The sequence below is a fragment of the Pseudomonas sp. P105 genome, assembly GCF_032614175.1.
Taxonomy (GTDB): domain Bacteria; phylum Pseudomonadota; class Gammaproteobacteria; order Pseudomonadales; family Pseudomonadaceae; genus Aquipseudomonas; species Aquipseudomonas rhizophila.
Window position 1 is genome coordinate 72,324 of record NZ_CP126693.1, and the last position, 25,812, is coordinate 98,135.

At 58.7% G+C, this 25,812-nt stretch carries 28 protein-coding genes; 16 read left to right on the top strand and 12 right to left on the bottom strand.

Annotated features, from left to right (window positions below):
- Nucleotides 1-109 precede the first annotated feature (109 nt).
- Nucleotides 110-1,087, top strand: coding sequence for an NADPH:quinone reductase (locus tag QOM08_RS00335; RefSeq protein WP_047229814.1), 978 nt, complete (start codon nucleotides 110-112; stop codon nucleotides 1,085-1,087).
- Nucleotides 1,088-1,233: 146 nt separating this feature from the next.
- Here the strand turns inward: QOM08_RS00335 and QOM08_RS00340 are convergent, their stop codons facing one another.
- The 3 genes from QOM08_RS00340 to QOM08_RS00350 all read right to left on the bottom strand — a co-directional run bounded on the left by QOM08_RS00340 (nucleotide 1,234) and on the right by QOM08_RS00350 (nucleotide 4,051).
- On the bottom strand, nucleotides 1,234-1,791 hold the full coding sequence (locus tag QOM08_RS00340) for an L-threonylcarbamoyladenylate synthase (RefSeq protein ID WP_047229815.1): 558 nt from the start codon (nucleotides 1,789-1,791) through the stop codon (nucleotides 1,234-1,236).
- A gap of 60 nt (nucleotides 1,792-1,851) precedes the next feature.
- Entirely contained in the window at nucleotides 1,852-2,946 is a 1,095-nt protein-coding gene (dprA, locus tag QOM08_RS00345) for a DNA-processing protein DprA (RefSeq protein WP_316912411.1), read from the bottom strand.
- Between the two features lie 79 nt (nucleotides 2,947-3,025).
- The gene (locus QOM08_RS00350) at nucleotides 3,026-4,051 is read right to left on the bottom strand and encodes a LysM peptidoglycan-binding domain-containing protein (RefSeq protein WP_107323189.1); all 1,026 of its coding nucleotides are present in this window, start codon (nucleotides 4,049-4,051) and stop codon (nucleotides 3,026-3,028) included.
- A 157-nt stretch (nucleotides 4,052-4,208) separates the two neighbouring features.
- Between QOM08_RS00350 and def the strand changes: the two genes are divergently transcribed.
- From def to QOM08_RS00410, 12 genes are all read left to right on the top strand, one after another.
- Nucleotides 4,209-4,715, top strand: coding sequence for a peptide deformylase (def, locus tag QOM08_RS00355; protein ID WP_003196300.1), 507 nt, complete (start codon nucleotides 4,209-4,211; stop codon nucleotides 4,713-4,715).
- Between the two features lie 69 nt (nucleotides 4,716-4,784).
- The gene (fmt, locus tag QOM08_RS00360; protein WP_316912412.1) at nucleotides 4,785-5,744 is read left to right on the top strand and encodes a methionyl-tRNA formyltransferase; all 960 of its coding nucleotides are present in this window, start codon (nucleotides 4,785-4,787) and stop codon (nucleotides 5,742-5,744) included.
- Entirely contained in the window at nucleotides 5,741-7,051 is a 1,311-nt protein-coding gene (rsmB, locus tag QOM08_RS00365) for a 16S rRNA (cytosine(967)-C(5))-methyltransferase RsmB (RefSeq protein WP_316912413.1), read from the top strand. The genes fmt and rsmB overlap by 4 nt, the downstream gene beginning before the upstream one ends.
- Before the next feature lie 24 nt (nucleotides 7,052-7,075).
- A complete protein-coding gene (gene trkA, locus QOM08_RS00370) occupies nucleotides 7,076-8,449 on the top strand; it encodes a Trk system potassium transporter TrkA (protein ID WP_047229820.1) in 1,374 nt (457 codons plus the stop codon).
- Between the two features lie 176 nt (nucleotides 8,450-8,625).
- Nucleotides 8,626-8,937, top strand: coding sequence for a tetratricopeptide repeat protein (locus QOM08_RS00375; RefSeq protein ID WP_316912414.1), 312 nt, complete (start codon nucleotides 8,626-8,628; stop codon nucleotides 8,935-8,937).
- Nucleotides 8,938-9,473: 536 nt separating this feature from the next.
- Nucleotides 9,474-10,415 carry a lipid II-degrading bacteriocin gene (locus QOM08_RS00380; protein ID WP_316912415.1) on the top strand — a complete coding sequence of 314 codons (942 nt, stop codon included), beginning with the start codon at nucleotides 9,474-9,476 and terminating at the stop codon, nucleotides 10,413-10,415.
- A 758-nt stretch (nucleotides 10,416-11,173) separates the two neighbouring features.
- Nucleotides 11,174-13,162: a M10 family metallopeptidase C-terminal domain-containing protein gene (locus QOM08_RS00385; protein ID WP_316912416.1), complete on the top strand. Its 1,989-nt coding sequence runs from the start codon at nucleotides 11,174-11,176 to the stop codon at nucleotides 13,160-13,162.
- A gap of 336 nt (nucleotides 13,163-13,498) precedes the next feature.
- Entirely contained in the window at nucleotides 13,499-13,978 is a 480-nt protein-coding gene (locus QOM08_RS00390) for a hypothetical protein (RefSeq protein WP_139048731.1), read from the top strand.
- A 12-nt stretch (nucleotides 13,979-13,990) separates the two neighbouring features.
- Nucleotides 13,991-14,233 (top strand): hypothetical protein, encoded by a 243-nt coding sequence (locus QOM08_RS00395; RefSeq protein WP_139048732.1) that lies wholly within the window; start codon nucleotides 13,991-13,993, stop codon nucleotides 14,231-14,233.
- A gap of 82 nt (nucleotides 14,234-14,315) precedes the next feature.
- Nucleotides 14,316-14,726 (top strand): hypothetical protein, encoded by a 411-nt coding sequence (locus tag QOM08_RS00400; RefSeq protein ID WP_139048733.1) that lies wholly within the window; start codon nucleotides 14,316-14,318, stop codon nucleotides 14,724-14,726.
- Between the two features lie 157 nt (nucleotides 14,727-14,883).
- Nucleotides 14,884-15,201, top strand: coding sequence for a DUF6966 domain-containing protein (locus QOM08_RS00405; RefSeq protein ID WP_139048734.1), 318 nt, complete (start codon nucleotides 14,884-14,886; stop codon nucleotides 15,199-15,201).
- 236 nt (nucleotides 15,202-15,437) lie between these two features.
- A complete protein-coding gene (locus QOM08_RS00410) occupies nucleotides 15,438-16,115 on the top strand; it encodes a DUF2459 domain-containing protein (RefSeq protein WP_139048735.1) in 678 nt (225 codons plus the stop codon).
- Nucleotides 16,116-16,210: 95 nt separating this feature from the next.
- On the opposite strand, the gene QOM08_RS00415 is transcribed toward QOM08_RS00410, so the two are convergent.
- The gene (locus QOM08_RS00415; protein ID WP_139048736.1) at nucleotides 16,211-16,732 is read right to left on the bottom strand and encodes an AAA family ATPase; all 522 of its coding nucleotides are present in this window, start codon (nucleotides 16,730-16,732) and stop codon (nucleotides 16,211-16,213) included.
- Between the two features lie 303 nt (nucleotides 16,733-17,035).
- Here QOM08_RS00415 and QOM08_RS00420 point away from each other — a divergent pair, with 303 nt between their 5' ends.
- Nucleotides 17,036-17,554 carry a hypothetical protein gene (locus tag QOM08_RS00420; protein WP_139048737.1) on the top strand — a complete coding sequence of 173 codons (519 nt, stop codon included), beginning with the start codon at nucleotides 17,036-17,038 and terminating at the stop codon, nucleotides 17,552-17,554.
- 530 nt (nucleotides 17,555-18,084) lie between these two features.
- The gene (locus tag QOM08_RS00425; RefSeq protein WP_107323203.1) at nucleotides 18,085-19,248 is read left to right on the top strand and encodes an ATP-binding protein; all 1,164 of its coding nucleotides are present in this window, start codon (nucleotides 18,085-18,087) and stop codon (nucleotides 19,246-19,248) included.
- A 60-nt stretch (nucleotides 19,249-19,308) separates the two neighbouring features.
- Here QOM08_RS00425 and QOM08_RS00430 read toward each other — a convergent pair whose 3' ends face one another.
- The 6 genes from QOM08_RS00430 to QOM08_RS00455 all read right to left on the bottom strand — a co-directional run bounded on the left by QOM08_RS00430 (nucleotide 19,309) and on the right by QOM08_RS00455 (nucleotide 24,025).
- The gene (locus QOM08_RS00430; protein ID WP_316912417.1) at nucleotides 19,309-19,668 is read right to left on the bottom strand and encodes a DUF6124 family protein; all 360 of its coding nucleotides are present in this window, start codon (nucleotides 19,666-19,668) and stop codon (nucleotides 19,309-19,311) included.
- A 451-nt stretch (nucleotides 19,669-20,119) separates the two neighbouring features.
- A complete protein-coding gene (locus QOM08_RS00435) occupies nucleotides 20,120-20,755 on the bottom strand; it encodes an SCO family protein (protein ID WP_076383131.1) in 636 nt (211 codons plus the stop codon).
- On the bottom strand, nucleotides 20,752-21,651 hold the full coding sequence (gene cyoE, locus QOM08_RS00440) for a heme o synthase (RefSeq protein WP_107323205.1): 900 nt from the start codon (nucleotides 21,649-21,651) through the stop codon (nucleotides 20,752-20,754). Before cyoE ends, QOM08_RS00435 begins: the two co-directional genes overlap by 4 nt.
- Entirely contained in the window at nucleotides 21,639-22,718 is a 1,080-nt protein-coding gene (locus QOM08_RS00445; protein ID WP_316912418.1) for a COX15/CtaA family protein, read from the bottom strand. Before QOM08_RS00445 ends, cyoE begins: the two co-directional genes overlap by 13 nt.
- Before the next feature lie 10 nt (nucleotides 22,719-22,728).
- Nucleotides 22,729-23,322 carry a hypothetical protein gene (locus QOM08_RS00450; RefSeq protein WP_316912419.1) on the bottom strand — a complete coding sequence of 198 codons (594 nt, stop codon included), beginning with the start codon at nucleotides 23,320-23,322 and terminating at the stop codon, nucleotides 22,729-22,731.
- Nucleotides 23,288-24,025, bottom strand: a complete 738-nt coding sequence (locus tag QOM08_RS00455; RefSeq protein ID WP_047230050.1) for an SURF1 family protein — start codon at nucleotides 24,023-24,025, stop codon at nucleotides 23,288-23,290. Before QOM08_RS00455 ends, QOM08_RS00450 begins: the two co-directional genes overlap by 35 nt.
- A 70-nt stretch (nucleotides 24,026-24,095) precedes the next feature.
- On the opposite strand from QOM08_RS00455, the gene QOM08_RS00460 reads away from it, so the two are divergent.
- Entirely contained in the window at nucleotides 24,096-24,299 is a 204-nt protein-coding gene (locus QOM08_RS00460; RefSeq protein ID WP_014335867.1) for a twin transmembrane helix small protein, read from the top strand.
- Nucleotides 24,300-24,323: 24 nt separating this feature from the next.
- Here QOM08_RS00460 and QOM08_RS00465 read toward each other — a convergent pair whose 3' ends face one another.
- Both QOM08_RS00465 and QOM08_RS00470 read right to left on the bottom strand, forming a co-directional pair.
- The gene (locus QOM08_RS00465) at nucleotides 24,324-25,211 is read right to left on the bottom strand and encodes a cytochrome c oxidase subunit 3 (RefSeq protein ID WP_047230051.1); all 888 of its coding nucleotides are present in this window, start codon (nucleotides 25,209-25,211) and stop codon (nucleotides 24,324-24,326) included.
- Between the two features lie 24 nt (nucleotides 25,212-25,235).
- The gene (locus tag QOM08_RS00470) at nucleotides 25,236-25,787 is read right to left on the bottom strand and encodes a cytochrome c oxidase assembly protein (protein ID WP_047230052.1); all 552 of its coding nucleotides are present in this window, start codon (nucleotides 25,785-25,787) and stop codon (nucleotides 25,236-25,238) included.
- Between the last annotated feature and the right edge of the window lie 25 nt (nucleotides 25,788-25,812).

Consider the following 25,812-nt stretch of genomic DNA (forward strand, 5'->3'; position numbering starts at 1 on the left):
TGGGCGCACAGGATACCACCGCACTTGCCTACGCCACAGTTGACGAAGGTCAAGCTTAGGAGTCCGATAGCAGGCTTGGTAAAAAGTCCACGACAAGGAGAAAGTGAAGATGGCCAAACGTATTCAGTTCAGTTCCCACGGCGGCCCCGAAGTGCTCGAGTACGTGGGCTACCAGCCTGCCGAACCGGGCCCACAGCAGGTGCGGGTCAGCAACAAGGCCATCGGCCTGAACTTCATCGATACCTATTATCGCAGCGGTCTTTACCCGCCACCGGCCTTGCCGTCGGGCTTGGGGGCCGAGGGGGCGGGTGTGGTCGAGGCCGTCGGTTCAGACGTCACGCGGTTCAAGGTCGGTGACCGGGTAGCTTATGGCAGCGGTCCGCTGGGGGCCTACAGCGACGTGCATGTGTTGCCCGAGGCCAATCTGGTGCATTTGCCCGAGTCCATCAGTTTCGAACAAGCGGCCGGCGTGATGCTCAAGGGCCTGACCGTGCAATACCTGCTGCGTCAGACCTACGAGCTCAAAGGGGGGGAAACCATCCTGTTCCATGCCGCTGCTGGTGGCGTGGGCTCTTTGGCCTGCCAGTGGGCCAAGGCCCTGGGCGTGCGATTGATCGGCACCGTCAGCTCAGCGGAAAAAGCCGCAATCGCAAAATCCCACGGCGCTTGGGAAACCATCGACTACAGCAAGGAAAACGTCGTACAGCGGGTGCTGGAGCTGACCGACGGCAAGAAAGTCCCGGTGGTCTATGACGGTGTCGGCAAGGACACTTGGCTGACCTCCCTGGACTGCGTAGCGCCCCGTGGCCTGTTGGTGAGTTTCGGCAATGCTTCCGGTGCGGTGGACGGCGTGAACCTGGGGATACTCGCGGCCAAAGGCTCGCTGTACGTCACCCGTCCGACCCTGGCCACTTACGCCAATAACGCCGAGAACCTGCAGCGCATGGCCGATGAGCTGTTCGGCATGATCAGCAGTGGCAAGATCAAAGTGGATATCAACCAGCGTTATCCACTGGCCGAAGCGGCCAAGGCCCAGGCGGAGTTGTCGGCGCGGCGTACAACTGGCTCGACGATTCTCCTGCCCTGATTTAAAGGTTGCTAAAGAACCTGTGGGAGCGAGCTTGCTCGCGATAGCGGAGTATCAGCCAACATCTATGCCAACTGATCCGACGCTATCGCGAGCAGGCTCGCTCCCACAGGGTTTGATGCAAGATCCGGAAGGTGTGTTCGGGCTCAGTCCGGCCGCACCACGTTGCCGGTCGCCAGGTCGCGAATCACGCTGGGGTTCTTGCGCCCACCCAGGTTACCGCCCAGCACAAGGTCGATCTGCCCACGGAAATATTGCTCGACGCGAATTCGCGTGCGCGCCGCCGGGCGGCCCTGAGGGTTGGCCGAGGTGGACACCAGCGGCCCCACCAGTGAGCACAAGTCGCGCACGGTGGGGTGATCGCTGACCCGCAGCGCAACCGTGTCGTGCACACCGGTAATCCATTGCGGCAGCAGATTCTGGTGCGGCACCAGCCAGGTATTAGGCCCAGGCCAGGTGCTGGCCATTCGATCCATCCAGGTTTCAGGGAAATCTTCGAACAGAAAGTCGAACTGGTGGATGTTGTCAGCCACCAGGATCAAACCCTTATCGGGCAGCCGCGACTTGATCGCCAGCAGGCGCTCCACCGCGTCTTCGTTCCACGGGTCGCAGCCCAGGCCCCAGACCGCTTCGGTTGGATAGGCAATCACCGCCCCGGCGCGAATTTCTCGCGCGGCTTGTTGCACACGCCAACTGTTGACCATGAAAGACTCTCCACAACGCAAATAAGGCTGTGCGCAGTTTACCGATCTTCCCCATAAAACCTAGCGCGCAAACCAGCGCCCGTTGTCACAGACCGCCCGTCCCTCCATTTCCAGCTCAGTCAGCGCCGCCAGTACTTTGGGCAAGCTCCAGCCGCTGGCGGCGGCCAGCGCTTCGCTGCCAAGCGGCGCGGCATGGAGCAAGCGCAACAGCGGATGGGTGACGGGCGCCGGTTCCATGGACAGCGGCAACTGCTGCCAGCCCCGCAATGCTTCAAGGATGTGCTTGACGGTTTCCACCAGCGCCGCGCCGTCGCGGATCAACTGATGGCAGCCCTTCGCGCCGGGGTGGTGGATCGACCCCGGAATGGCGTACACCTCGCGCCCTTGTTCGGCCGCCAAGCGTGCGGTGATCAGCGAACCGCTGGCGACACTGGCCTCCACCACCAGTACACCGAGGGACAGACCGCTGATGATCCGGTTGCGACGAGGAAAGTTGCTGGCGTGGGGCGGCGCGTCCAGCGGGAACTCCGACAGCACCGCGCTGCCTTGGGCGATCATCGCGTCCGCCAGCCGACGATTGCGCTGTGGATAAAAATTTTCCAGCCCTGTGCCCAGCACGCCAATTGTTTGCCCACCCACATCCAGCGCTGCTTGATGGGCCGCCGCGTCGATGCCCAGGGCCAGGCCGCTGGTGATGACAAAACCGGCACCGGCCAGGCTTCGGGAAAACGCCGCGGCGGTGTCCATGCCCGGTCGCGATGCCCGGCGGCTGCCGACCATCGCCAGCTGTGGTTTTTCCAGAATGGTCGCGTCCCCGGCGACGAACAACAGCGGTGGCGCATCGCTGATCTGCGCCAGCAGCGCGGGGTAGTCAGGCTGGTCCCACATCAGTAAACGCTGGGCCGAACCCTCCAGCCAGGCCAATGCATGGGCGGCGCCGTCACGCACATCCGGGTTGCGCCGAGCCTCGGCACACGCCGCGGGCAACCTCAGCGCTCGCCAGGCGCTGGCCGGTGCGCTGATGGCTTTGGAGGCCGAGCCAAAGGCCTCCATCAGGGTCATGAAACGTTTGGGGCCCAGTTCCGGCAAGCGGTGCAGGCGCAGACGGGCCTCCAGTTCCGCAGGGGAAACCGAAGCAGATTCAGGCAATGACATGGATCATCCTTGATCGTTATAAGCCCCGTCGAAACGGGAACAAGCTGTGGATAACTCTGTTGGTAACTTGTGAGACCCGTTATGGATTGCGCACTTTGTCGAGTACCGCCAGCGAGCGCGAGGCGTATAGCACCAAGCCATAGCTGAGCTTGTCGTAGGTGCGAAAAACCATCAGCAGGCCAGCACGTTCATCGGGAATTTTCACCTGCTCGCCGGTGATGCGGTCACGCACGGTCTCGCCGGTCTTCATCACCGCCAGCACATTGCCTTCGGCCAGCCCGTCGCGACGGCCCTTGTTCAGGGTTACCACATCCAGGGCGCCGATCTGGGTGACGCCGCGGGGTACATCGAGGATCAGCCCGTTGATCTCCGATTTCGGTGCGCTGGGCATGAACGTCGAGTTGATCGAGCGTTCTTCGCCACTGAACAGGCGATCGCCGAGGCGCACCTCCTGGGTCGTGCGTTGCAGGGCCAGGGTTGTGATGTCGCCTTCGCTCGCCACGACTTCACCGCTGCCGATGTCATCGGCGTTGATGCCCAGGAACTCCTTGGTTTCGGGATCGGTGTAGACCTTGCCCTGCCGGAAGATGCCATACGCCGACTGGTTTGCGTCGAAGGGGCCGCGGGCAAAGATCCGGTCTCCCGTGCCGCTGAGGACCCGTTCGGCATCGCCGGCAACGATGTAGGGCGCCTTGTCGAAATCCTCGGCCGTGTCGACGATGCGGTTGCTCAGCAAAAAGCTGTTGATGGCCTGCAGCGGGATGCTCGGGATCGCGTCGGCCACCGGCGAGCTGCGAATGCGCGGTGACAGCTTGATGGTGCCCCGCGAAGCGCCGCGATTGAGGGTCAGGCGCGGTTGACCGTTGACGTAGACCAGCGACAGGGTGTCGCCGGGATAAATCAGGTTGGGGTTCTCGATCTGTGGGTTGGCTTGCCAGAGTTCGGGCCATTTCCACGGTTCACGCAAGTATTTGCCGGAGATGTCCCACAGCGTGTCCCCCGTCACCACTGTGTATTGCTGGGGAAAACCTTCCCGAAGTTGCACTTGCCCGTGCGCGATACCGGCCGAGGCCAGAAGCAGCAGGGCGAGTAGTGATTTCCTCATGCGGTGAATCCCTTTATTATGTGCGTTCGCGTAAAACGCCAGAGCCCCCGTGGCTCGCTCCGTGATTGAGGAGCAACGTTTTACAACGGTAGCCTGCATCCCAAGACACGCCAGGCCAGCCACCCGACTTTACTTCACACGTGCATTTATCAAGCTTATGGCCATTTTGAACATTCTCGAATTTCCGGACCCGCGCCTGCGCACTATCGCCAAACCGGTGGCCGTAGTGGACGACGAAGTGCGTCAGTTGGTCGATGACATGTTTGAAACAATGTATGAGGCGCCAGGCATCGGCCTCGCCGCGACCCAGGTCAACGTGCACAAGCGTATCGTCGTGATGGACCTTTCCGAAGACCGCAGCGAGCCCCGGGTGTTCATCAATCCCGAGTTCGAAACCCTGACCGACGAGATGGACCAATACCAGGAAGGCTGTCTCTCGGTGCCCGGCTTCTACGAAAACGTCGACCGCCCGCAGAAGGTCAAGATCAAAGCCCTGGACCGTGACGGCCAGCCTTACGAGCTGATCGCCGAAGGGTTGCTGGCGGTGTGCATCCAGCATGAGTGCGATCACCTCAACGGCAAGCTGTTCGTGGACTACCTGTCTACCCTCAAGCGTGACCGGATCAAGAAAAAACTGGAAAAACTTCATCGCCAGAATGCTTGACGCCCCCTTCAAAGGCTTGCCGCGGCAAGCCTTTTTCTTTTGCGACTGCTTTGTAAATGAGAGCTTCCCATGACTGAGCCACTGCGCATCGTCTTTGCCGGCACTCCCGAGTTCGCCGCCGACCACCTCAAGGCCCTGCTGGCCAGCCCCCATGAAATCATCGCGGTCTACACCCAGCCGGATCGGCCGGCCGGTCGCGGGCAAAAACTGATGCCCAGCCCAGTCAAGCAACTGGCCCTGGAGAGCGGTTTGCAGGTCTTGCAGCCGCCGACCTTGCGCGACGCTCAGGCCCAGGCCGACTTGGCCGCACTCAAACCCGACTTGATGGTGGTGGTCGCCTACGGCCTGATCCTGCCCCAAGTGGTGCTGGATATTCCGCGCCTGGGTTGCATCAACAGCCACGCCTCGCTGCTGCCACGCTGGCGCGGTGCGGCGCCGATCCAGCGCGCCGTGCAAGCCGGCGATGCCGAGAGCGGCGTCACCGTGATGCGCATGGAAGCCGGCCTGGACACCGGGCCGATGCTGCTCAAGGTCAGCACGCCCATCAGCGCCGAAGACACCGGCGGCAGCCTGCATGACCGCCTCGCACTGATCGGCCCGCCGGCCGTGGTCCAGGCCATCGCCGGCCTCGCCGCCGGCACGCTGGAAGGCGAAGTGCAGGATGACAGCCTCGCCACCTACGCCCACAAACTGAACAAGGACGAAGCACGCATCGACTGGAGCCGCCCGGCCATCGAGCTGGAGCGTCTGGTGCGTGCCTTCAACCCGTGGCCGATCTGCCACAGCACCTTGAACGGCGAGGCCCTGAAAGTGCTGGCGGCAAGCCACGCCGAGGGGCAGGGCGCGCCGGGTGAAATCCTTGGTGCCAGCAAGGACGGCCTCGTTGTCGCCTGTGGCGAGCAGGCCCTGTGTCTGACACGTCTGCAATTACCCGGTGGCAAGGCGCTGAACTTCAGCGATTTGTACAACAGCCGTCGTGAGAAATTTGCCGTCGGCACGGTGCTGGGCCAAGCGGCGGACGCTTCATGAACCCGCGTCTGGCCGCCGCCAAGGCGCTTGCTGCGGTCCTGAGCGGAAAAGCCTCACTCAACAGTTCCCTGCCGACCCAACTGGACAAGGTTGAAGACCGTGATCGCGGCTTCACCCAGGACCTGGCGTTCGGCACCGCCCGTTGGCAGCCACGGCTGTCGGCCCTGGCGGCGAAGCTGCTGCAGAAACCGTTCAAGGCCGCCGATGCCGACGTCGAAGCGCTGCTGCTGGTGGGGCTCTATCAATTGCTCTACACCCGCGTGCCTGCCCACGCCGCCATCGGTGAAACCGTGGGCTGCGCCGACAAACTGAAAAAGCCGTGGGCCAAGGCCCTGCTCAATGCCGTGCTGCGCCGCGCCCAACGGGAAAGCGAAGCCCTGCTGGCCGAGCTGGAACACGACCCGGTGGTGCGCACTGCCCACCCGCGCTGGCTGCAAAAATCCCTGAAAGCCTTCTGGCCCGAGCAGTGGGAGGCCATCTGCGCGGCCAACAATGCCCATCCGCCGATGATCCTGCGGGTCAACCGTCGCCACCATACGCGCGATGCCTACCTGGCGTTACTGGGCGAGGCTGGTATCCCGGCCATCCCGTGCCAGTACAGCCGCGACGGTATCGTGCTGGAAACCCCCGGCGATGTACGCACGCTGCCGGGCTTTGCCGACGGTTGGATCAGCGTCCAGGACGAAGCCGCGCAACTGGCTGCCGACCTGCTGGAGCTGGCGCCCGGCCAACGCGTGCTGGATGCCTGCTGCGCACCGGGTGGCAAGACCTGCCACATCCTCGAGGCCGAGCCGAAACTGGCCGGCGTGGTGGCGGTGGACCTGGAAGCCAAGCGCCTGGTGCGCGTGAAGGAAAACCTCGAACGCCTTGGCCTGGACGCCGAACTGATTGCCGCCGATGGCCGCGACACCGCCAGCTGGTGGGATGGCAAGCCATTTCAACGCATCCTGCTGGACGCACCGTGTTCGGCCACCGGCGTGATCCGCCGTCATCCCGACATCAAGCTCACTCGCCAGCCGGACGATATCGCCGCACTGGCGGTATTGCAGGGGCAATTGCTCGATGCGTTGTGGATAACCCTGGAAGTGGGCGGCATGCTGCTGTATGCCACGTGTTCAACGTTGCCGACCGAGAACACCGAAGTGATCGAAGCATTCCTCGCCCGTACCCCCGGTGCCCGGGAGCTGGACATTGCCAGCCAGGCCGGGGTGAAGCAGCCCCATGGTCGGCAGTTGCTGGCCCAAGAGGGCGGCCACGACGGGTTCTACTACGCCAAACTGATCAAGATCGCCGCCGCACGCGGTTAAAACCGATTCGATAGGAGTGACCGGATGAAAATCATCATCCTCGGCGCAGGGCAGGTCGGCGGTTCGCTGGCTGAACATCTGGCCAGTGAAGCCAACGACATCACCGTGGTCGACACCGACGGTGACCGCCTGCGCGATCTCGGTGACCGCCTCGACATCCGTACCGTACAGGGCCGTGGCTCATTGCCTACGGTGCTGCGTCAGGCCGGTGCCGACGATGCCGATATGCTGGTGGCTGTCACCAACAGCGATGAAACCAACATGGTGGCCTGCCAGGTCGCTCACACGCTGTTCCACACCCCGACCAAGATCGCCCGGGTGCGCGAGGCGGCCTACCTGACCCGCGCCGACCTGTTCGACAACGAAGCGATCCCGGTGGATGTACTGATCAGCCCCGAGCAAGTAGTGACCAACTACATCAAGCGCCTGATCGAACACCCGGGCGCTTTGCAGGTGATCGACTTTGCCGAAGGCAAGGCGCAATTGGTCGCGGTCAAGGCCTACTACGGCGGACCGCTGGTGGGCCAGCAACTGCGCCAGCTGCGCGAGCACATGCCGAATGTGGAGACGCGGGTCGCGGCGATTTTCCGACGTGACCGGCCGATCCTGCCCCAGGGCGATACCGTGATCGAAGCGGACGACGAGGTATTTTTCATCGCCGCCAAGGCCAATATTCGCGCGGTGATGAGCGAAATGCGCCGTCTCGACGAAAACAACAAGCGCATCGTGATTGCCGGCGGCGGGCAGATCGGCGAGCGTCTGGCCGAAGCCATCGAAAGCCGCTATCAGGTCAAGATCATCGAGATGAACCCGGCGCGCTGCCGTTACCTCTCGGATAACCTCGACAGCACCGTGGTGTTGCAGGGCAGCGCCTCGGACCGTGACTTGCTGCTGGAAGAAAACATCGCCGACGCCGACATCTTCCTGGCCCTGACCAACGACGACGAAGCCAACATCATGTCCTCGCTGCTGGCCAAGCGCCTAGGGGCGAAGAAGGTGATGACCATCATCAACAACCCGGCCTACGTCGACCTGATCCAGGGTGGCGAGATCGACATCGCCATCAGCCCGCAACTGGCAACCATCGGCACCTTGCTGGCCCACGTGCGGCGCGGCGACATCGTCAGCGTGCACTCCCTGCGCCGTGGCGCGGCCGAAGCCATCGAGGCGATTGCCCATGGCGATGCCAAGTCCAGCAAAGTCATCGGCAAGGCCATCCGCGACCTCGGCCTGCCGCCAGGCACCACCATCGGCGCGATCATCCGCGACGAACAAGTGCTCATCGCCCATGACGACACCATGATCCAGACCGGCGACCATGTGATCCTGTTCCTGGTGGATAAAAAGCATATTCGTGATGTGGAGAAGCTGTTCCATGTGGGGTTGAGTTTCTTCTGATCCAGAATTTGCGGTGATGGACCGGGCCTCATCGCGAGCAGGCTCGCTCCCACAGAGGATCTCCATTGCTCACAAATATCGTGGGCAACCCCAACCCCTGTGGGAGCGAGCCTGCTCGCGATAGCTATCTAGCAGCCAGCGGATCAACCCCTGACACAACCGATAAGGACGCCGCCATGCTCGACTCCCTGGAAAAAATGCTCGCCAAGGGTGTGGATAACTCATTGCTGCGCTTCGGCCTGGGCAAGGGCTATCTGGACCTCGGCGAATTCGCCCGGGCCGCCGAACACTTCCAACGCTGCGTCGAACTCGACCCAAAATACTCAGCAGCATGGAAACTCTTAGGCAAAGCACACCAAGGCCAAGGCGACCTACCGGCAGCCCGCCAAGCCTGGGAACAAGGCCTTGAAGCCGCCCGCGCCCACGGCGACAAACAAGCCGAAAAAGAAATGACCGTGTTCCTGAAAAAACTGGATCGCCACTCCTGAATTCACACAAAACCGCTTTTGTGGCGAGGGAGCTTGCTCCCGCGTGAGTGCGCAGCACTCATAAAAAAGCCCACAGTACCCCAATGCCAATCAACCAAGCAGCCAGCACACCCCGAACCCTGTGGCGAGGGGATTTATCCCCGCTGGGCTGCGCAGCAGCCCCAAACAGCCAGCGCGGTTTATCTGGCGGCTTAACTGACAAATATTCACCGCTCCAGCATTGGTCCCCAACGCACCCTCTCGACCCTAGTCATCAAGACTTGACTGGAGACGCGCATGTCCGAATTACCCAAGTGATCATTGCCCTTGGGATTGTTCCTGAAACGGTGGCGGTTTGAGCAAATTAGCTGAACGGGAAACGGAACGTATTTAATATCATAGATAAATTCGTCCCCTTATTCCGAAAGCCCTGTAGTCCATCTCCTAAGCTGTCATTGAGGTATTGAGACCCCTACATCTCCGTGCTTAATTAGAAATCCAGACAAGCGGTTCTGGCCACAGCACATTTAACTTTACGATCAAAAGGACTTGAGCTCATGAAGCAGAACGGAATTGATTTACCCCCGACTCAGGTAAATGGTACGTGGCGTGGCTCTGCAGGAGGATATTGGTCCACGGACGGTATCATAATTGATGGTACTTATATATTTCCACCGCCTCAGCCAGACGTACTAACAGAAGATGATGATTTTTACATAACTGATCTTATAAAAACTCAAACCGGGCTGGACGACTTCACTTTCAACCTTAAAATTCTCGACAAGGCTATAAATCATAAAAACGCTTATGGTGCAATAAAAGATATATGGCAAATTGTCGAGCGGGAACGCGGCTGGGTAGCGCCTTACTGGCGTATAAATGACGTATTCTTCAAAAATAAAGCTATCTGCTTTAGCTTGGCTGATGCGCTTGAGAGAAGCGGTTTTACGTCGAGGGAAGCTATTATAGCCATCGCCCACTCAAAATACGCCCGCAGTACAACATTCAAATTAGAAACACCAAAATTATCGGGAGGCACATTCAGCCCGGTTAAAGCATTGGCGCATTATTTATGGGGAAAGGGAGAGAAGCTTGAGGTCGATATCAATACTATTGGTTTACAAATAAGAGAGCACAAGCTCTCATTATTGAAGCAGACTATCGAGAGCACTAAATCACCGGGCACATATCATCTGGTAGACCCAAAGGTGGCATATGACACCGGCAAAGACAGTCTTATCAGTGGTGCTTACCTTGGGGGAATCACGCTCCGTGTTGAGGGTGATTTCACTCGCAACCAAGATACATCTTGGCAGTTTCTGGGAACGGTCAAAGCCTACCATGACTTCTATGACTTCAATAAAAGCGATAGACCGCTCGCGCTTGAGCAACTAACTACAGCTGGCAGAGCCCTACCAGGAAAAGGGTACAAAATAAACATCTCGGGCGAGCATAAAATTCACTTGATAGGAAAAGGCTTTCAGACTCCTAACTTTTAAACAGTAGTGCCATGGCAAGGGGTAACACTGTTGTCATGGCACAAGGACAAAAAATATGAAAATAAGGCATTCTTTGTTTTTTTATTTGGCAAGTCTCTCGGCTACTCCAATAATCGGTGGCTACAATTTGTACTCTAATTTCGAGAATAACTTGTATTCGGCCGAACATGAGACTATAGCTATCCCATTCGCAGCAATTATTGGCACGTTGCTCCTATCACTGCTAGTTCTAATGCTGCAGCGACCTTATCGATTAAGAAAATCAAGCAACATGCCCCGCTCCCTTCTTGCAAAATCCGCAAGCATCCTCGCCACAATCGTAACGGCAGTCCTATTGCTGGATAACCTAATCTACTGGTTACACCCCAACCATCTGCCAACCTTCTTGGTATTTTTAACGGCTTCCTATTTTTATATTTATTATCAGCTACAGTTTTATGGTATTAAAAGTTCCGTCCCTCATCACTAGCGTTTCAGGTTACTGCCGGCAAGGCGAATCATTTGAATCCAATACGCTCGTTAATGAAATCCCACCGACCTACCATGCTGGCGATGTACTGGTCAGCATCGCGGCGTAGGTCAACAGTGGTATTGGCCCGCAACTTCAACCAGCCTAGCGTTATCTTGGGCAGTTGCCGGAGACCGGTTGCATCGATAGCAGAAGGTCGCCCAAGAATCTCCCTTCGTCTCGTAAAGTGGCAACCTGACTGACCCCTGCCTATAGTCTTTGGCGCTAGATAGCTACCGGAGGCATGGACATGAGCCAGAGCATTTCACCCGCCGCTTCAGCTGCGCGGAACACCGGCATGGTCGCCACGACCTTATGGGGCTCGGACAAAATCGCAGGTATCACGGTCGATCCGGACGGTGCTATCTGGCTTGGCGCTTATAGCCGCCTGGGGCTAGGAGGCGAAGAGGATTCAGGCTTCACCGGCAGCCTGGTCCGGTTCAATGCCAACGGTAGCCTGGACCGCGACTTCAGCGGCGACGGTAAATCCCTCCTCCCTGTGGCGCTCGATATCGAGGACGGCGGTAATGCCGCCGTGCAGCCGGGAGGAAGCTACCTGGTGGCGCGCTACGTGAAAGTAGGCGACGCCTGGGTGTCGGGCATCACTCGTAACTTGGCCGACGGCAGCCTCGATACGAGTTTCGGGAACGGCGGCACCGTGACAGTGCCTTTCTATTGGAATGAAGATCTAGGCCAGCAAGCGTCGTTCTCCGTGCAACGCGACGGCAGCTTTTTCGCCAGCGCTGGATATCCCTCTGGGGAGATCTATATCGCCCGCTTCGACGCGACGGGGGCCTTGATTTCGTCTTTTGGAGAGGCCGGGGTCCTGCACCTACCCGCGTCCGTCGGCATTCACCCCAGCGGCACGTTCGACGTTTCATTGCAGGGAGACGGGAAGGTATTGGTCACGGGGCGAGAGACCCTGACCCGCCTCAACCCGGACGGTACGCTGGATAGCAGCTTTGCGAACGGCGGCAGCCTGGCCCTGGATGTTCACGCAGACGCCCTGGTCATCCAGGATGACGGCAAAATCCTGCTGGCGGGCGCCTCGGGCGGCGTGGCGACCGTCATCCGACTCAATGCCGACGGCTCACTCGACAGCGATTTCGGTGAACAAGGTCGGGTAAGTTGGGGCTCGGAAAGCGCTCCTTTCGCAGTCGCCGACATGATCGTGCTGGCCGACGGCAAGCTATTGATTGGCGGAAGCCAAGGGACGAGCGCGGACGGCTATCTGGCCGCCTTGGTCCAGTTGAACCCCGACGGTCGTCTGGACAACAGCTTTGGCAATCCCGACGACGGCTATTACCACCTTGACGGTGGCCGCGCTGATGACTTCTTGCTCGGTACCGCCTCGTTCGACGATGCAATCTTTGGCGGAGCCGGTAACGATCTGCTCGATGGCCAGCAAGGTCGTGACCTGCTCACGGGCGGTGCCGGGGCCGACACGTTCCGTTACCAGTCAGTCACAGACAGCTACCGAACTGCAACCGCGGCCCATAGCGACCGCATCACCGACTTCGAGCCCAGCAGCGATACCCTCGACCTCTCCTCCCTGGGCTTCCTCGGGCTGGGCAATGGACATGACGGAACGCTGGCGATACGCGTCAATGAAAGCGGGACGCGGACCTACCTCAAGAGTTTCGAGGCCAACGCCGATGGGGAACGCTTCGAAGTGGTCTTCGACGGTAACTTGGGCCAAGCGCTGAATGAAACCAACCTCCTGTTTCAGCAGGCCAGGTTGATGGGCACCGAAGGGGATGATCGTTTACAAGGCAACGCTCGAAGCGAAATCATCGAAGGGTTCGCGGGCGATGATCGCCTTTATGGCGCGCTAGGGAATGATGTGTTGGTTGGCGGAGAGGGCCGGGACCTATTGGCGGGTGGCGGTAACAACGATGTGTTCCGCTTCGACGGACTGAGCGACAGCTACCGTACCGCCACCGAAAACCACACTGATCGCCTGATGGACTATACCGCGGGTGAAGACACGATCGACTTGTCCGCCTTGGGTTTTACCCGACTGGGAAATGGTTACGACGGCACGCTGGACGTGATTTTCAATGAAGCCAAGAACCTGACTTACTTGAAGAGCTACGAAGCCGACGCGTCCGGGGCTCGATTCGAGTTGAGCTTGGTGGGGGACCATTCCGGTTACCGCGACTTGAACATCATCTTCGCCGAGCCCTTGGATGAGGAGGCTATTCAATTGATTGGAGTGGCTAACGACTTCTGGGTGTAAAACACAAACTTGACCAGTTCAGATCGCCACTCCTGACTTCGCATAGGACCGCTTCTGTGGCGAGGGAGCTTGCTCCCGCTTGAGTGCGCAGCACTCATAAAAAAGCCGACCACGTCTTCAATAACAGCCCGCCAAACAGCCAACACACAAAACCCTGTGGCGAGGGGATTTATCCCCGCTGGGCTGCGAAGCAGACCCAAAAAAGCCAACGGAATCAGCCTGACACACTGCGACTCCTGCGCATGACCAACACACCCTGCCGGCAAGGCGAAATGATTTGAATCCAATCCGCTCCTTGTAGAGAATCGCCACCTTTACCCCAAAAGGATATGGGCGATGAAGTTCGAAGGGACTTTCCAATACATGGGCAATCACGGGATCGTCTTCAACGTCTCGCAGATCACCCTCACCGACAGCGAACGTGGGCGCTTGCGCGAGCTGCATTTTGGCGAAGCGAAAAGTGCCCACTATGAGGTCAACAGCAAGGTCGTCGAGGTGTACGACAAGATGCTGGCCAAAAACCTGCCGTGCGTGATGATGATCGGCATCTCCAAGCCGCTGACCCGGCAACAGGGCGATGCCCTCAATACCCAGCGCACCACGATCGCCACCCTTGCAGCCGCGGCCTTCACTGCCGCCGCCAAGGCTGTGGCCCCCTCTTACGTGGCGGCATCTGTAGGGGCCGGTGTGCGCACGTATGCCAATGAAATCCTGCCCACCTACCATGCGGGCGACGTACTGGTCAGCATAGAAGCGCAGGTCAACGGCGGCATCGGCCCGCAACGCACCCTCTCGACATTGATCATCAAGGCCTGACTGGAGACGTACATGTCCGTAATTACTCAATTGGTCATTGCCTTGGTGTTGTCCTTTCTGCTCGATCGATTCCTCAAACCCTATCTGCTACGCAAGTGGCTAGGCGTGGTGTTGGTGGTGGCGGGTGCGGTTGGCTGCGTTTTGGCCGGTCAGACCCGCTTGTTGGGGTTTGATCTGGGGTTGCTGTCGGTTTTTGCCGTGGCGATAGGGATGGGGTTGTTCATGAAGCGGCGGCGGTTTGAGGAGGTTGGCTGAATGGTAAAGGGGAGAGTTCTTCTGAAAATGTATTCTTCGCCTTTCGCTCTTTTTATGCACCCGTCGCGATGAGGAGCCGTTGATGCAATTTCGAGGTTTTACGTTTGGCCACATTGAGGTCGAGGCCGAAGGACGAGCCCACGACCTACATAACTTCTATGCGGCCAGCGCCATTCACTATGCAGCGCTAGAGCGCACACTCATTCTCAGGTTTACTCGGCGCACCGAAGACTGGGTGCCACCAGAGGAAGCGAGACAGATCACCGTGAAATTCCGTGAGGTGAGCTACTTTCGTGCCGAGGGGCGCGATCCGGATTTGGCCGAGGATGATTGTGTACTTCATGCGATTGGAACTGTGGAGTCTGGTGCTGAGACGAAAAATTTTTACCTGGCGGATAACATTCCGGCAGACCAGCACTTAGTTGTGTGCTTTGCGTCAGGGCTGACGTTACGGATACAGGCGGAGGAAGCAATATGTGAGATTGATGTCTAGGCGCCCGCTGTGGCCGATTCTCGACTGTCGTCACCGGCAGAGAGCGGCCCCTGGACATCCTGATGGCGAAACAGTAGCTTTTTTAGCTAGTAGGCGAGAAATACTCAATAGCGAATCATCCTCCTCATGCCGCACTTCACTTGGACTATGTCGAGAAATGGGACCGAAAACTGAAGAGCTGATCTGCATTCTTGATCAGCTTGCAATAGTGCTTGAAAGCGGCGGAGACACCCACTGGAGTTTCTGGATGCGTAAGGCAAGGGCACTATTGCTGGATTCTGATTACTCTGGGATTGAGTATCTACTGTCAGCCTATGGCGGAATGGGCTCATTAAATGATCTCATTCTTGGTCAAAGCTATGTCGGTGGCGTCCTTTCCTGGAATCCAGGTCATGTCGAGCTAAACGAAAAATTCATTGAATTGCGCAACAACGCCGAGCAGCTCGCCTACGCAATAAAACGGTCTCAAGATTGATCAGGCACCTAAACAACGTCCCCCGCAGCCGCGTTTGTGCATTCCCTTCGCGTCAAACCTTAGACGGCAGTAGATGAATCCAACTCTCGACACGGAAGTGTCTAGTCCTGAAACAGGTGTAAACCTTATTCAGGACTAGACAAAATAAATCTGAGAATCATCTGGCCGGCCTTCCCCCTCACAGAGGTGGCGCAAAATTCAAGGTGCGAACTTAGACTTCTGCTGAGGAGGCTGTGATGAAATTCTGTGGCATAGACCTGCATTCGAACAGCAGCGTTGTAGTGCTGGCCCTGGTCCTCACGCTGTTCGGCTGCGCTACCGCGTCGGACCCGCCGAGGAGTGCGGGTGGCGATTGGCGGTCCTTCTATGTAGTGAATCATGGCCTGCATACCGGGTTGGTCATTGCGCGCCCCGATCTGCTTCAGGTGCTTCCCACACTGGCCGAAGCGTTCAGCGACGGCGACTTCGTGGAGTTCGGTTGGGGTGACGAGGATTTTTACCGAGCCCCACAGGCCACCTTGAGCCTCGCCCTGCGAGCCTTGTTCGGGTCGAAGGCAACCGTGCTGCATGCGGTCAAGATTGACGGGGATCCCAGGCGGCGTTTCGCCACAAGCGAGGTCATCGAGGTGCGGGTGACGGAGGACGGTTACCGACGACTGCTCGCGTTCGTGGCCGGGACCTTCACTCACTCAGCGACGGGCACCTTGGTGGTGCTCGGGCCTGGCTTGTATGGAGAGAGCCGGTTCTACCAGGCCGAGGGTCGCTATTCGCTGTTTTATACCTGCAATACCTGGGTCGCAGAGGCGCTGACCGCGAGCGGTTGCCCAATGTCGCCTACGACGGCGATTACGGCGGGGAACGTCATGTCGCAGTTACGCCGGGCGACAGCGGTCGGTGCGTCCTGCCTTGACTGAAAAGGGGACGACTGAAAAAGGGAGACTGACAAGGGGAAAGAGAGATCTTCTGAAAATGAATCCCTTTGTCCAAGGAGAACCGTGATGTGGCCTAGTCAGTCGACATTTCCAATGTTCGCGAGAAAAATCCTGGTGTCCCGATTAGACCGCAGACAGACTACGCGGCATGCCGATGGCGCAGTCGCCACAAGTTGTTCCATCTTCGCTCGTGCTGATTTTTTCGTCCGCCACATGAACCTGAAAAACTCCGGCAGATTAGCCAGTCGTTCGGGGCAGTTCTCCGGCAAGTCAGGCCGAGATCGACCGTGCTTAAGCAGCGTTCTGAGCAGTACGCGCCAGAATCTAAGCGTCGCCGATCGATCAATCCATATCAAAAGATCTGCGCGGCTCAATCGGTTGTCCCAAGTAGCTGAATGGCCTCCTTCGAATATCCAGCGATCACGGGCCTCGACCTCGCGACAGAGGCGCGTTTTTTCGTCACAGGTTCGTTCGACCCATCCTGGCAGCCAGTGAATAGTGTCGATATGAACGACAGGCAAGCCCGTATGCTCGCCAAGCTTACGTGCCAAGGTGCTCTTTCCAGACCCAGGCTGACCAACAATCATCACCCGTTGCATCGAAGCTCCTTTTCGCTATGCATGCTGATTTTGGGGGCGCGATTTTACGTCGATGCGCGTCTCCGTCAACTGCAAGGTGGGTTTACGTCCTTGGCGCTACTTCGGAAAGAGACCATGATTTTGCGTTCACCTGTAACCGGACCGTCTCATCATCGTGGGCTGTCGCCGTTTCAGTGAGTGGCTAGGGAGCTGTTGTCCCGAATCTGGTTGATACACCACCGAATCCATTATCATCAGCCCGCGATTCGGCAGCCCCAAGCCCCGGAAAGGTCAGGGCACCCAATGGAAATCAGGGAGAGATGGATGTACCTCAATCAAAAGTCCGGCCGCTGTATCTTGTTGGCCGGTGCGCTGGTAATTAGCGGTTGCACTTCTTTTTTGCAGGGCAAGCAGTATGTCGTTCCCGGCCCCAATGAACCCTCCGCAACGGTTCGCCTCAAGGCTGGAAATGGTGCGAGACTGGATGCCATGACCTTCAGCGATAATGGATGCTATGCGGGTTACACAATCCTGCCCTCTAACGGCGACTACATCGAATCCCGGGTTGCCGTGGACAAGGAGCTGATCCTGACCTATGGGCAGGTCGCAGGAAGCAGCGTGTGTCAAATACCGTTCTCCTTCACGCCACAGAACGGCGCCACCTACACCTTGATCCAAGGCTCCTGGAGCAAGCCCAAGGTGGGCATTCTCCCAATCTTCAACCGCGACGAATACTTCTGCGGGGTAGGCGTGATCAAGAAAGTCGGCGATCAGGAGAGCGTCGAACCCATTCAACAGCTGCAAATCAAGACTGGGTTCGCATGCCTGAGGTTCGTTAAATAAAGGCACTGCACGGCATCCGTTGCGCGTCGGTTGAATCTTTTCGGACGGATACTGAAGAATGAATTTGGCCTCGTTTTCAAATCTGCTCAACAACGCGGCACCGTCCGTAACACCAATGATTTCATGGATCACGGCGATTTTTAGGGGCGTGTGATCGAGCTGAAAATCTGAGTTGTTGCGGGAACTGGGGACAGATCACGATTTTGCGCTCACCTGTAATCGGACCGTCTCATAATCGTGGTCTGTCCCGTTTCCTTCCCCGTTTCCGCGCGTTTGCCCATGTCCCCGTTTCCGCAGGCGGAAAAGGAAATGACCGAGTTTCTCAAGAAACTGGACCGTCACCCCTGATACCCCCAGCGACTCGATCTACCGTGGCGAGGGCGCTTGCCCCCGCTTGAGTGCGCAGCACTCATAGAAAACATCAGAAATAAATCCGCTTCTATTGAATGATAGCAATGCATAGCAAAAACTAGGTATTTCAGCTAGCTTTAGCTATCTTTCTATAGATTTTGCTATTTCGTGAGGTCGACATGGATCCCTACCGTAATCCGTTTGCGCCCGGGGCGGGCAGCAGGCCCCCTGAACTGGCGGGGCGCGACCTGATTCTTGAGGCGGCAAGAATTGCCTGTGGGCGAGCCGTCAATGGGCGAAGTGCTCGTTCCATCATGCTCCTTGGCTTAAGAGGCACGGGTAAGACGGTCCTGTTGAATGAGATAGGAAAAATTGCAAAGGAGGAAGGTCTTTTCGTCTCCAAAGTGGAGGCGCCAGAACGTGAAAGCCTTGCACGTCTTCTTTATCCTGAAATGCGAAAGGTCATGCGCGCGCTTTCCAGCGTTGAGGTCGCCAAGCAAATTGCTAATCGTGGGCTAAAAGGACTTCGCAGCTTTGCATCAATCTTCAAGATTGATATTGGCGGTATTGAGATTGGTGTTGAGCCTGAGCCTGGACTCGCGGATAGCGGAAATCTTCAATACGACCTTCCAGATCTTTTTACTGTAATAGGTGAAGCCGCACAGGCCGCCGGTAAAGGCTGGATTCTTCTCATTGATGAAGTCCAATACCTCACCGAAGCAGATCTATCGGCACTGATTGTCTCTATCCATCGCATGTCGCAAGAAGGGCTTCCGGTGCTGCTGGTCGGTGCAGGTCTTCCGCAAGTTGCTCGGTTGGCGGGTGAGGCGAAGTCATATGCCGAGCGGCTTTTCCTTTACCCGGAGGTGGGGGCGCTTGATCAACCGTCTGCGGCTCAAGCCGTTCAAAAGCCGATCCTAGAGGAGCAAGCCTCTATCGACACTGCAGCTCTGGACAGCATTGTTGATCGGACGCAGGGCTATCCTTTCTTTCTTCAAGAGTGGGCATCCACGGCATGGAACAACGCCGAGGGACCTGAAATTACCGCTGACGATGTCGAGCATTCTTATTCGGAGACATTGGCCTCTCTCGATGCGGGCTTCTTCAGGGTCCGTATCGATCGGCTTACACCTTCGGAGGTTCAGTTTGTAAAAGCCATGTCCACCCTTGGCGATGGCCCCTATGCCATCGCTGATGTTGCGAAGGTGATGGGGCGTCCTCAATCATCGCTTGGTCCGACTCGGGCTAACATCATCTCCAAGGGAATGATCTACAGCACAGATCACGGATATCTGAATTTTACAGTTCCTCTTTTCGCAGAATTCATGCGTCGCCAGGAATGAGGGCCTGCAATGTGTGGCGAGGGGAATATCTCCTCGCCACACAGCTTGATGGTGTTGCGGTTAACGTGGGTCGACGTTATCCAACACCCGATTCGCCAGCAACGAACTCAGCTCAATCAACTGCTGAATACCCTGCGCCACATGGCGCCTCGATCCATCCAGATCAAACGCCAGATCACTCACCATGGCATCAGCCGAAGCCAGGGTTTCGCCGAGGTTGGCAAGCAAGCATTCGTTATCGAGACCTTTCACGACGGTGTATAGCTGCCCCGGTTTGGGGTCGTCTTGAGACTTTTCAGATTTCGGCAGCAAGTAGTGATCCAGCACGCGTTTGGTGGTTTCGTCTTGCTGCTTGGCTTTCGATTTTGCGGATGTAGAAGTGGAATCTGCCTCTGGCGGATTCGGGGTTATTTTGAACATAGGTGTGGGCCTCATATTAGGCCGCACCATCTCGCTACTAAACGAAAGGGTGGCGGCTGTGCGCAAGTTAGTAGACCGGTAACCCACACCAAACCCGGCGCGCCCAAGGGCGCCATGCGCACAGCCACCATCGAGAACAGGCAAATGCCTGACTGATGAGACTTGTACAACCGAAGTGGGACCCGGGCTACTAAACCCGACCACTGATGGGCAGTGGCAGGAAAGACAATAGAGCCCAGGGAAAAGGCGCACAAGCGGGCGGATTCTGGCGTAGTTGTAGGCAAAGGCGCAAGGATGCGTGGCTTGATGAGGTGTGTAGGCAGGTTCTGTAGGAGCGGGGTTTGCCGGCGATGCGGGTGACTTGTTTTGGTCTGGAACCGAGTCGATTTCATCGCGAGCAGGCTCGCTCCCACAGGTGAATGGCGGTGGGAGCGAGCGTTCTGTGATGGCCTTATTTGCGTTTCAGCATCTCTGGCAACTGCGCCACTAGCTTCTGGTTGTTCAACGGCGCACGAATAAACCCGCGTTGAGTACCGTCCGGTCCGATGACTGCGAGGTTACCGCTGTGATCAACCGTGTAGTTGGGTTTGCTGGTGTCCGCCGGGATGAACGGAATGCTCACCGCGTTGGCGAGTTTCTGCAGGTCTTCGATCGATGACGGGGTCAGGCCGATGAACTGCGGGTCGAAGTAGCCCAGGTACTGCTTGAGTTGCTTGGGCGTGTCGCGGTTCGGGTCGACGCTTACCAGCACGATCTGCAATTTATCCACAGCCTCGGGCGGCAGTTCGCTTTTGATCTGGCGCAGTTGGGCGAGGGTGGTCGGGCATATGTCCGGGCAGAAGGTGTAGCCGAAGAACAGCAGGCTCCATTTGTCTTTCAACCCGTCCATCGTCACTGGCTGACCGTCCTGGTCGGTCATTTTCACGTCCGGCAGGTTGCGGCTTTGAGGCAGCAGGATGATGCCGGCGTCGATCAGCGCCGTGGGGTCGCCTTCGCCTTTGCCGGTCAGCACTTTATTGATGGTAAGGCCGAGGATCAGCGCGATCACGGCCACGAGAATGAAGACGGTTTTCTGGGTTCGAGTCATAGGCTCAACAGTAAGTAGTGATCTACAAGCAGGGCGATGAACAGCAGGAACAAGTACCAGATAGAGTACTTGAACGTGTTGATCGCCGCGTGCGGCCGACTGCCACGGTACAACACCACGGCCCATTGCAGAAACCGGGCGCCCAGCACGAGGGCGCAAACCAGATACAGCAAGCCGCTCATCTGGATCACAAAGGGCATCAGGCTCACCGCCAGCAGCGCCAGGGTGTACAGCAGGATATGGATTTTGGTGTAGTGCTCGCCATGGGTCACCGGCAGCATCGGGATATCGGCCTTGGCGTATTCCTCCTTGCGATGAATCGCCAGGGCCCAGAAATGCGGCGGGGTCCAGGCGAAGATGATCAGCACCAGCAGCAGCGGTTCGGCGCTGACATGACCGGTGGCGGCCACCCAGCCCAGCAACGGTGGTGCCGCGCCGGCCAGGCCGCCGATGACGATGTTCTGCGGCGTCGCCCGTTTGAGGAAACCGGTGTAGATCACCGCATAACCGAGCAAGGAGGCCAGGGTCAGCCAGGCGGTCAGCGGGTTGGTGAACGCCAGCAACAGCGCTTGGCCGGCCACAGCCAGTGCGAGGGCGAAGGTCAGTGCGGCGGCCGGTGAGACTCGGCCTTCGGCCAGCGGGCGTTTATGGGTACGGGCCATCACCGCATCGATGCGCCGGTCCACCACATGGTTGACCGCCGCCGCGCCGCCGGCACACAGGGCGATGCCCAGGTTGCCGAACACCAGCACCGTCCACGGCACCCCGGCGCGGGTGGCGAGGAACATGCCCACCAGCGAGGTGATCAGCATCAGCACCACCACTTTGGGCTTGGTCAGCTCCAGATAATCGCGCCAGATCGCTTGGCTGTGGCGTTCACCGGTCAAGGTTGCCATGGCATCTCTCCTTTTATTGTTATGGGGCTGGGGCCGTGTTTATGCGGGTTGAAGCGCCAGCGCAGCGGGACTTGATGCTTGACCCGGACCAGGCTGGTACGGGCGTGATAATTGACCAACACCAGGCTCAACAACAGCGCGGCGCCTCCGGCGTTGTGGGCCACGGCGACCGGCAGCGGCAGGTGGAACAGCACGTTGCTGATGCCCAGGCTGATCTGGGCCGCCAGGGCTATCAACACCAGCCCGGCCAGGCGTGTCATGCCGACGGTCTTCAACTGCCAAGCCAGCCCCAACAGCACCACCGTCACCAGCAACGCGCCGATACGGTGGGTCAAGTGAATGGCGGTGCGCGCATCGCTGTCGAGTTGGCCACCCAGGTAGTTGGGGCCGATGTGCTGGGTCAGATGAAAGCCGTTGGCAAAATCCGCCGGTGGTAGCCATTGGCCGTGGCAGGTCGGGAAATCGATGCAGGCTACGGCGGCGTAATTGGAGCTGACCCAACCGCCGAGGGCGATCTGGCCGATCACCAGCAGTAACCCGGCGGTGGCCCAATGTTGCAGACGCTTGGGCACGGTCAGCGCCGGCAACACACCAGACAATCTCAACGTAAGCAGAAACAGCAGGCTGAGGGTCGCGAACCCGCCCAGCAAATGCCCGGTCACCACTTGCGGCCACAGCTTGAGGGTCACGGTCCACATGCCGAACGCCGCCTGGGCAAAGACCACCGCCAGCAGAAACAGGGGCAGCTTCAAGGGCAGGCCTGGGTGACGCCGGTTCATCCAGGCCCGGGCAGCCAGCACGGTAATCATCAGCCCCAGCAGGCCGGCGAAGTAGCGATGGACCATCTCGTTCCAGCCCTTGTGGGCTTCCACCGGGGCGTCGGGAAAGTGCAGTTCGGCATGTGCCAGCTGGGCTTCGCTCTTGGGTACGCTGATGAAGCCGTAGCAACCGGGCCAGTCCGGGCAGCCGAGGCCGGCGTGGGTGAGCCGGGTGTAGGCGCCCAGCAGTACGACGATCAGTGCCAGCAACGTGGCAAACAGCGCGAGGCGAAATCCAGGTTTGGCCATGTCGTTGCCCTCATCCGATGTTCGACAGTTTCAACAGATGTCGCAGGTCGTTGAGCAGTGCCTTGCCCTTGACCCGGGCGTCATAGCGCAGCACCAGGTTGCTATGGGGATCGATGATCCACAGCTGCGCTTCGCCGCTGCCTTGGGCGCCTTTCTGATAGGCCGGCAGGTCCAGCGGGTAGCGTTGCAGTTGGGGGTATTCGCGTTGCAGTTGGGCGTCGTATTGCGCGTCCAGCGGCTGGGCGATGGCCAGGGCATGGCTGGCGCGGGAGGCGTCGCGACCCAGGCCGATCTGCACCTGACGGGCCAGGTAGACCAGTTGCCGGCAATCAGCCGAACATTCCTGCGGCGCCGTGACCAGGATCTGCCAGCGCCGCTCATCGGCTTGTACGCCGATCTCGGCGCGGGTCTGGCCGTTGCCGATCAGTTCGCCGTGGTAGCTGCGGCTTTCCGGGACCCAGAACTGGAATTTGTACATGCCGGTGGCCAGGATCATCGGGCCGATCACCCCGAGCACGATCAGCAGCAGTTGCAGGCGCCCCTTGCGACGGTTGCGCGCCGTAGGTGCCTCAGACGTGTTGGTTGGATTCATGGTGGTTCCCATGCTGTCTCCCTGCGTTGTGCCATCCGAGATAAAGAAAGAGGCCGAACAGCGCCGCCGCCATGGCGAACCACTGCACGGCATAGCCGAGGTGTTTTTCCGGCCCCATGGCCACTACCGGCCAATCGGTCCGATAGGCGCCGGGGCCGCTTTGTTGGCGTAATTGGTAGGCGAAACCGTTGCGGCCCAGTTCGGCCCAGAGCTTGTCCGGCTCGACCGCGGTCACCAGTCGCGGCCACGGGGCGTCGGCTGGGTCGGCGTGGAGCTGGAACGTGGTGCCCGGAGCAACGTAGACCCAGGCTTGAAGGTTCACCGCTTGTTCGGGGGTGCTGAAGGCCGGCGGAGTGCGCCGGTCAGGCCAGGGCAACCAGCCACGATTGACCAGCAGCCAGAGCCCGGTCGCCTGGTCTAGAAAGGGTTGTAGCAACTCCACGCCGACCTTGCCGTCGTGCTGGCGGTTATCCAGCAGGATGCTGTGTTCGGCGTCGAACTGGCCCCGCAGGCTGACCGGTCGAAAGGCCGGGTCCGCCGTGTGTTGCAGCTCCACGCTTGCCATCGGCTGCGCCACGCGGCGTTCGGCGTAACTGTCCATGAGCACGCGCTTTTGTTCGCCCCGGCTCAATTGCCAGAACCCCAGGCACACCATCACCGGCAACAGCACGGCTACCACCAGTGACGGCACGATGCCTGGCCGGAAGCCTTTCATGGCGCCGTTCCAAAGCTGTCGAACGAGATAGCTATACTCACGTGCATCGCGTCCCCCCGGAGTGTCCCTAATGCTAAAAGCAGCCATCGTCCTGATGCTGATTGCCACGATTGCGAGCCTGTTCAGCGGCCTGTTTTTTCTGGTCAAGGACGACAGCAGTTCCAATCGCCTGGTCATCGCCCTGGCGATTCGGGTCAGTCTGGCCGCCGCCACCGTCGGCTTGATTGCCTGGGGTTTTTTCAGCGGCCAGTTGGTGTCGCATGCTCCTTGGTAAAGAGCCGCCTTGGTAACGGCTGCCTCAGAGGATGTAGACGAAGAAGAACAAGCCGATCCACACCACATCGACGAAGTGCCAGTACCAGCTCGCGGCCTCGAAGCCGAACTGATGCTCGTTGTCGAAATGCCCGCGCATGATGCGCATCAGCATTACGAACAAAATGATCGTGCCGATGGTGACGTGAGCGCCGTGGAAACCGGTGAGCATGAAGAACGTTGCGCCATAGATGCCCGAGCCCAGCGTCAGGCCCAGCTCTTTATAGGCGTGGATGTATTCCTCGGCCTGGAAGCCCAGGAAGGCGCAACCCAGCAGCACGGTGATAGCCAGCCAGATTTTCAGCGCACCGCGATGGCCTTTTTTCAGGGCATGGTGGGCGATGGTCACGGTGACGCTGGAACTGACCAGCAGGATGGTGTTGAGCAGCGGCAAGCCCCAAGGGCTGATCACATCCTTGGGCGGAGGGAAAAGCTTAGGGTCGGGGTTGTTCAGCAACGGCCAGACGTATTCGAAGTTCGGCCAAAGCATCTCCGACAGGCCCTTGCTGCCTTCACCGGCTAAGCCAGGCGCCGAGATCATGCGCACATAGAACAGCGCGCCGAAGAAGGCGATGAAAAACATCACTTCAGAGAAGATGAACCAGCTCATGCCCCAGCGAAACGAGCGGTCGAGCTGCGCACTGTAGAGCCCGGCGCGACTTTCCTTGATGACCGCGCCGAACCAGCCGAACAGCATGTAGGCCAGCAACAGGCCGCCGACAAAAAAGATCAGCGGGCCGTTGGAGTCGGGCCGGTCAGCCTTCAGGTCGTTGAACCAGGTCGCCAGGCCGTACACCGTGACGAACATCCCGACGGTGGCGATGATCGGCCATTTACTCTGGGCCGGAACGTAATAGTGTTCGTGAGTTGCCATTTATTGTTCTCCTTATCGGGCACGCTATCGGTCAGTGTTTACAGCCACCGGTGGATGACGAGCGGTGATATCGAACAGCGTGTAGGACAGCGTCAGGTGCTTCACTTCCTTGGGCATGTCCCGGTCAACGATGAAGCGCATGGGCATTTCGATACGTTCGCCGGGTTGCAGCACTTGCTGGGTAAAACAAAAGCATTCGGTCTTGTGGAAATAGGCCGCCGCGTTGCTCGGCGCGATGCTGGGGACTGCCTGGGCGCTCATCGGCCGATCGGTGGGGTTGTGGGCAATGAACACCATCTCGTTCACGGCCCCGGGCTGAACCACCAATTGGTCGGCTTTAGGATAGAAATCCCAGACCATGTCCACGGAGTTGGTCGACAGGAACTGCACGCGAACCTGGCGCGATTGATCGACGATTTGTTCACCTTCGTACTGCCCTGCGGTTTTGCCGTTGATGCCGAATACCCGGCACATCACGTCGTAGATCGGCACCAGGGCAAACCCGAAGGCAAACATGGCCACCACTACCACTAGCAGGCGCGTGACCAGTTTCTTCAGCGAAATCGAGTCAGCCATGACTCCTGCTCCTTGCACATAACCC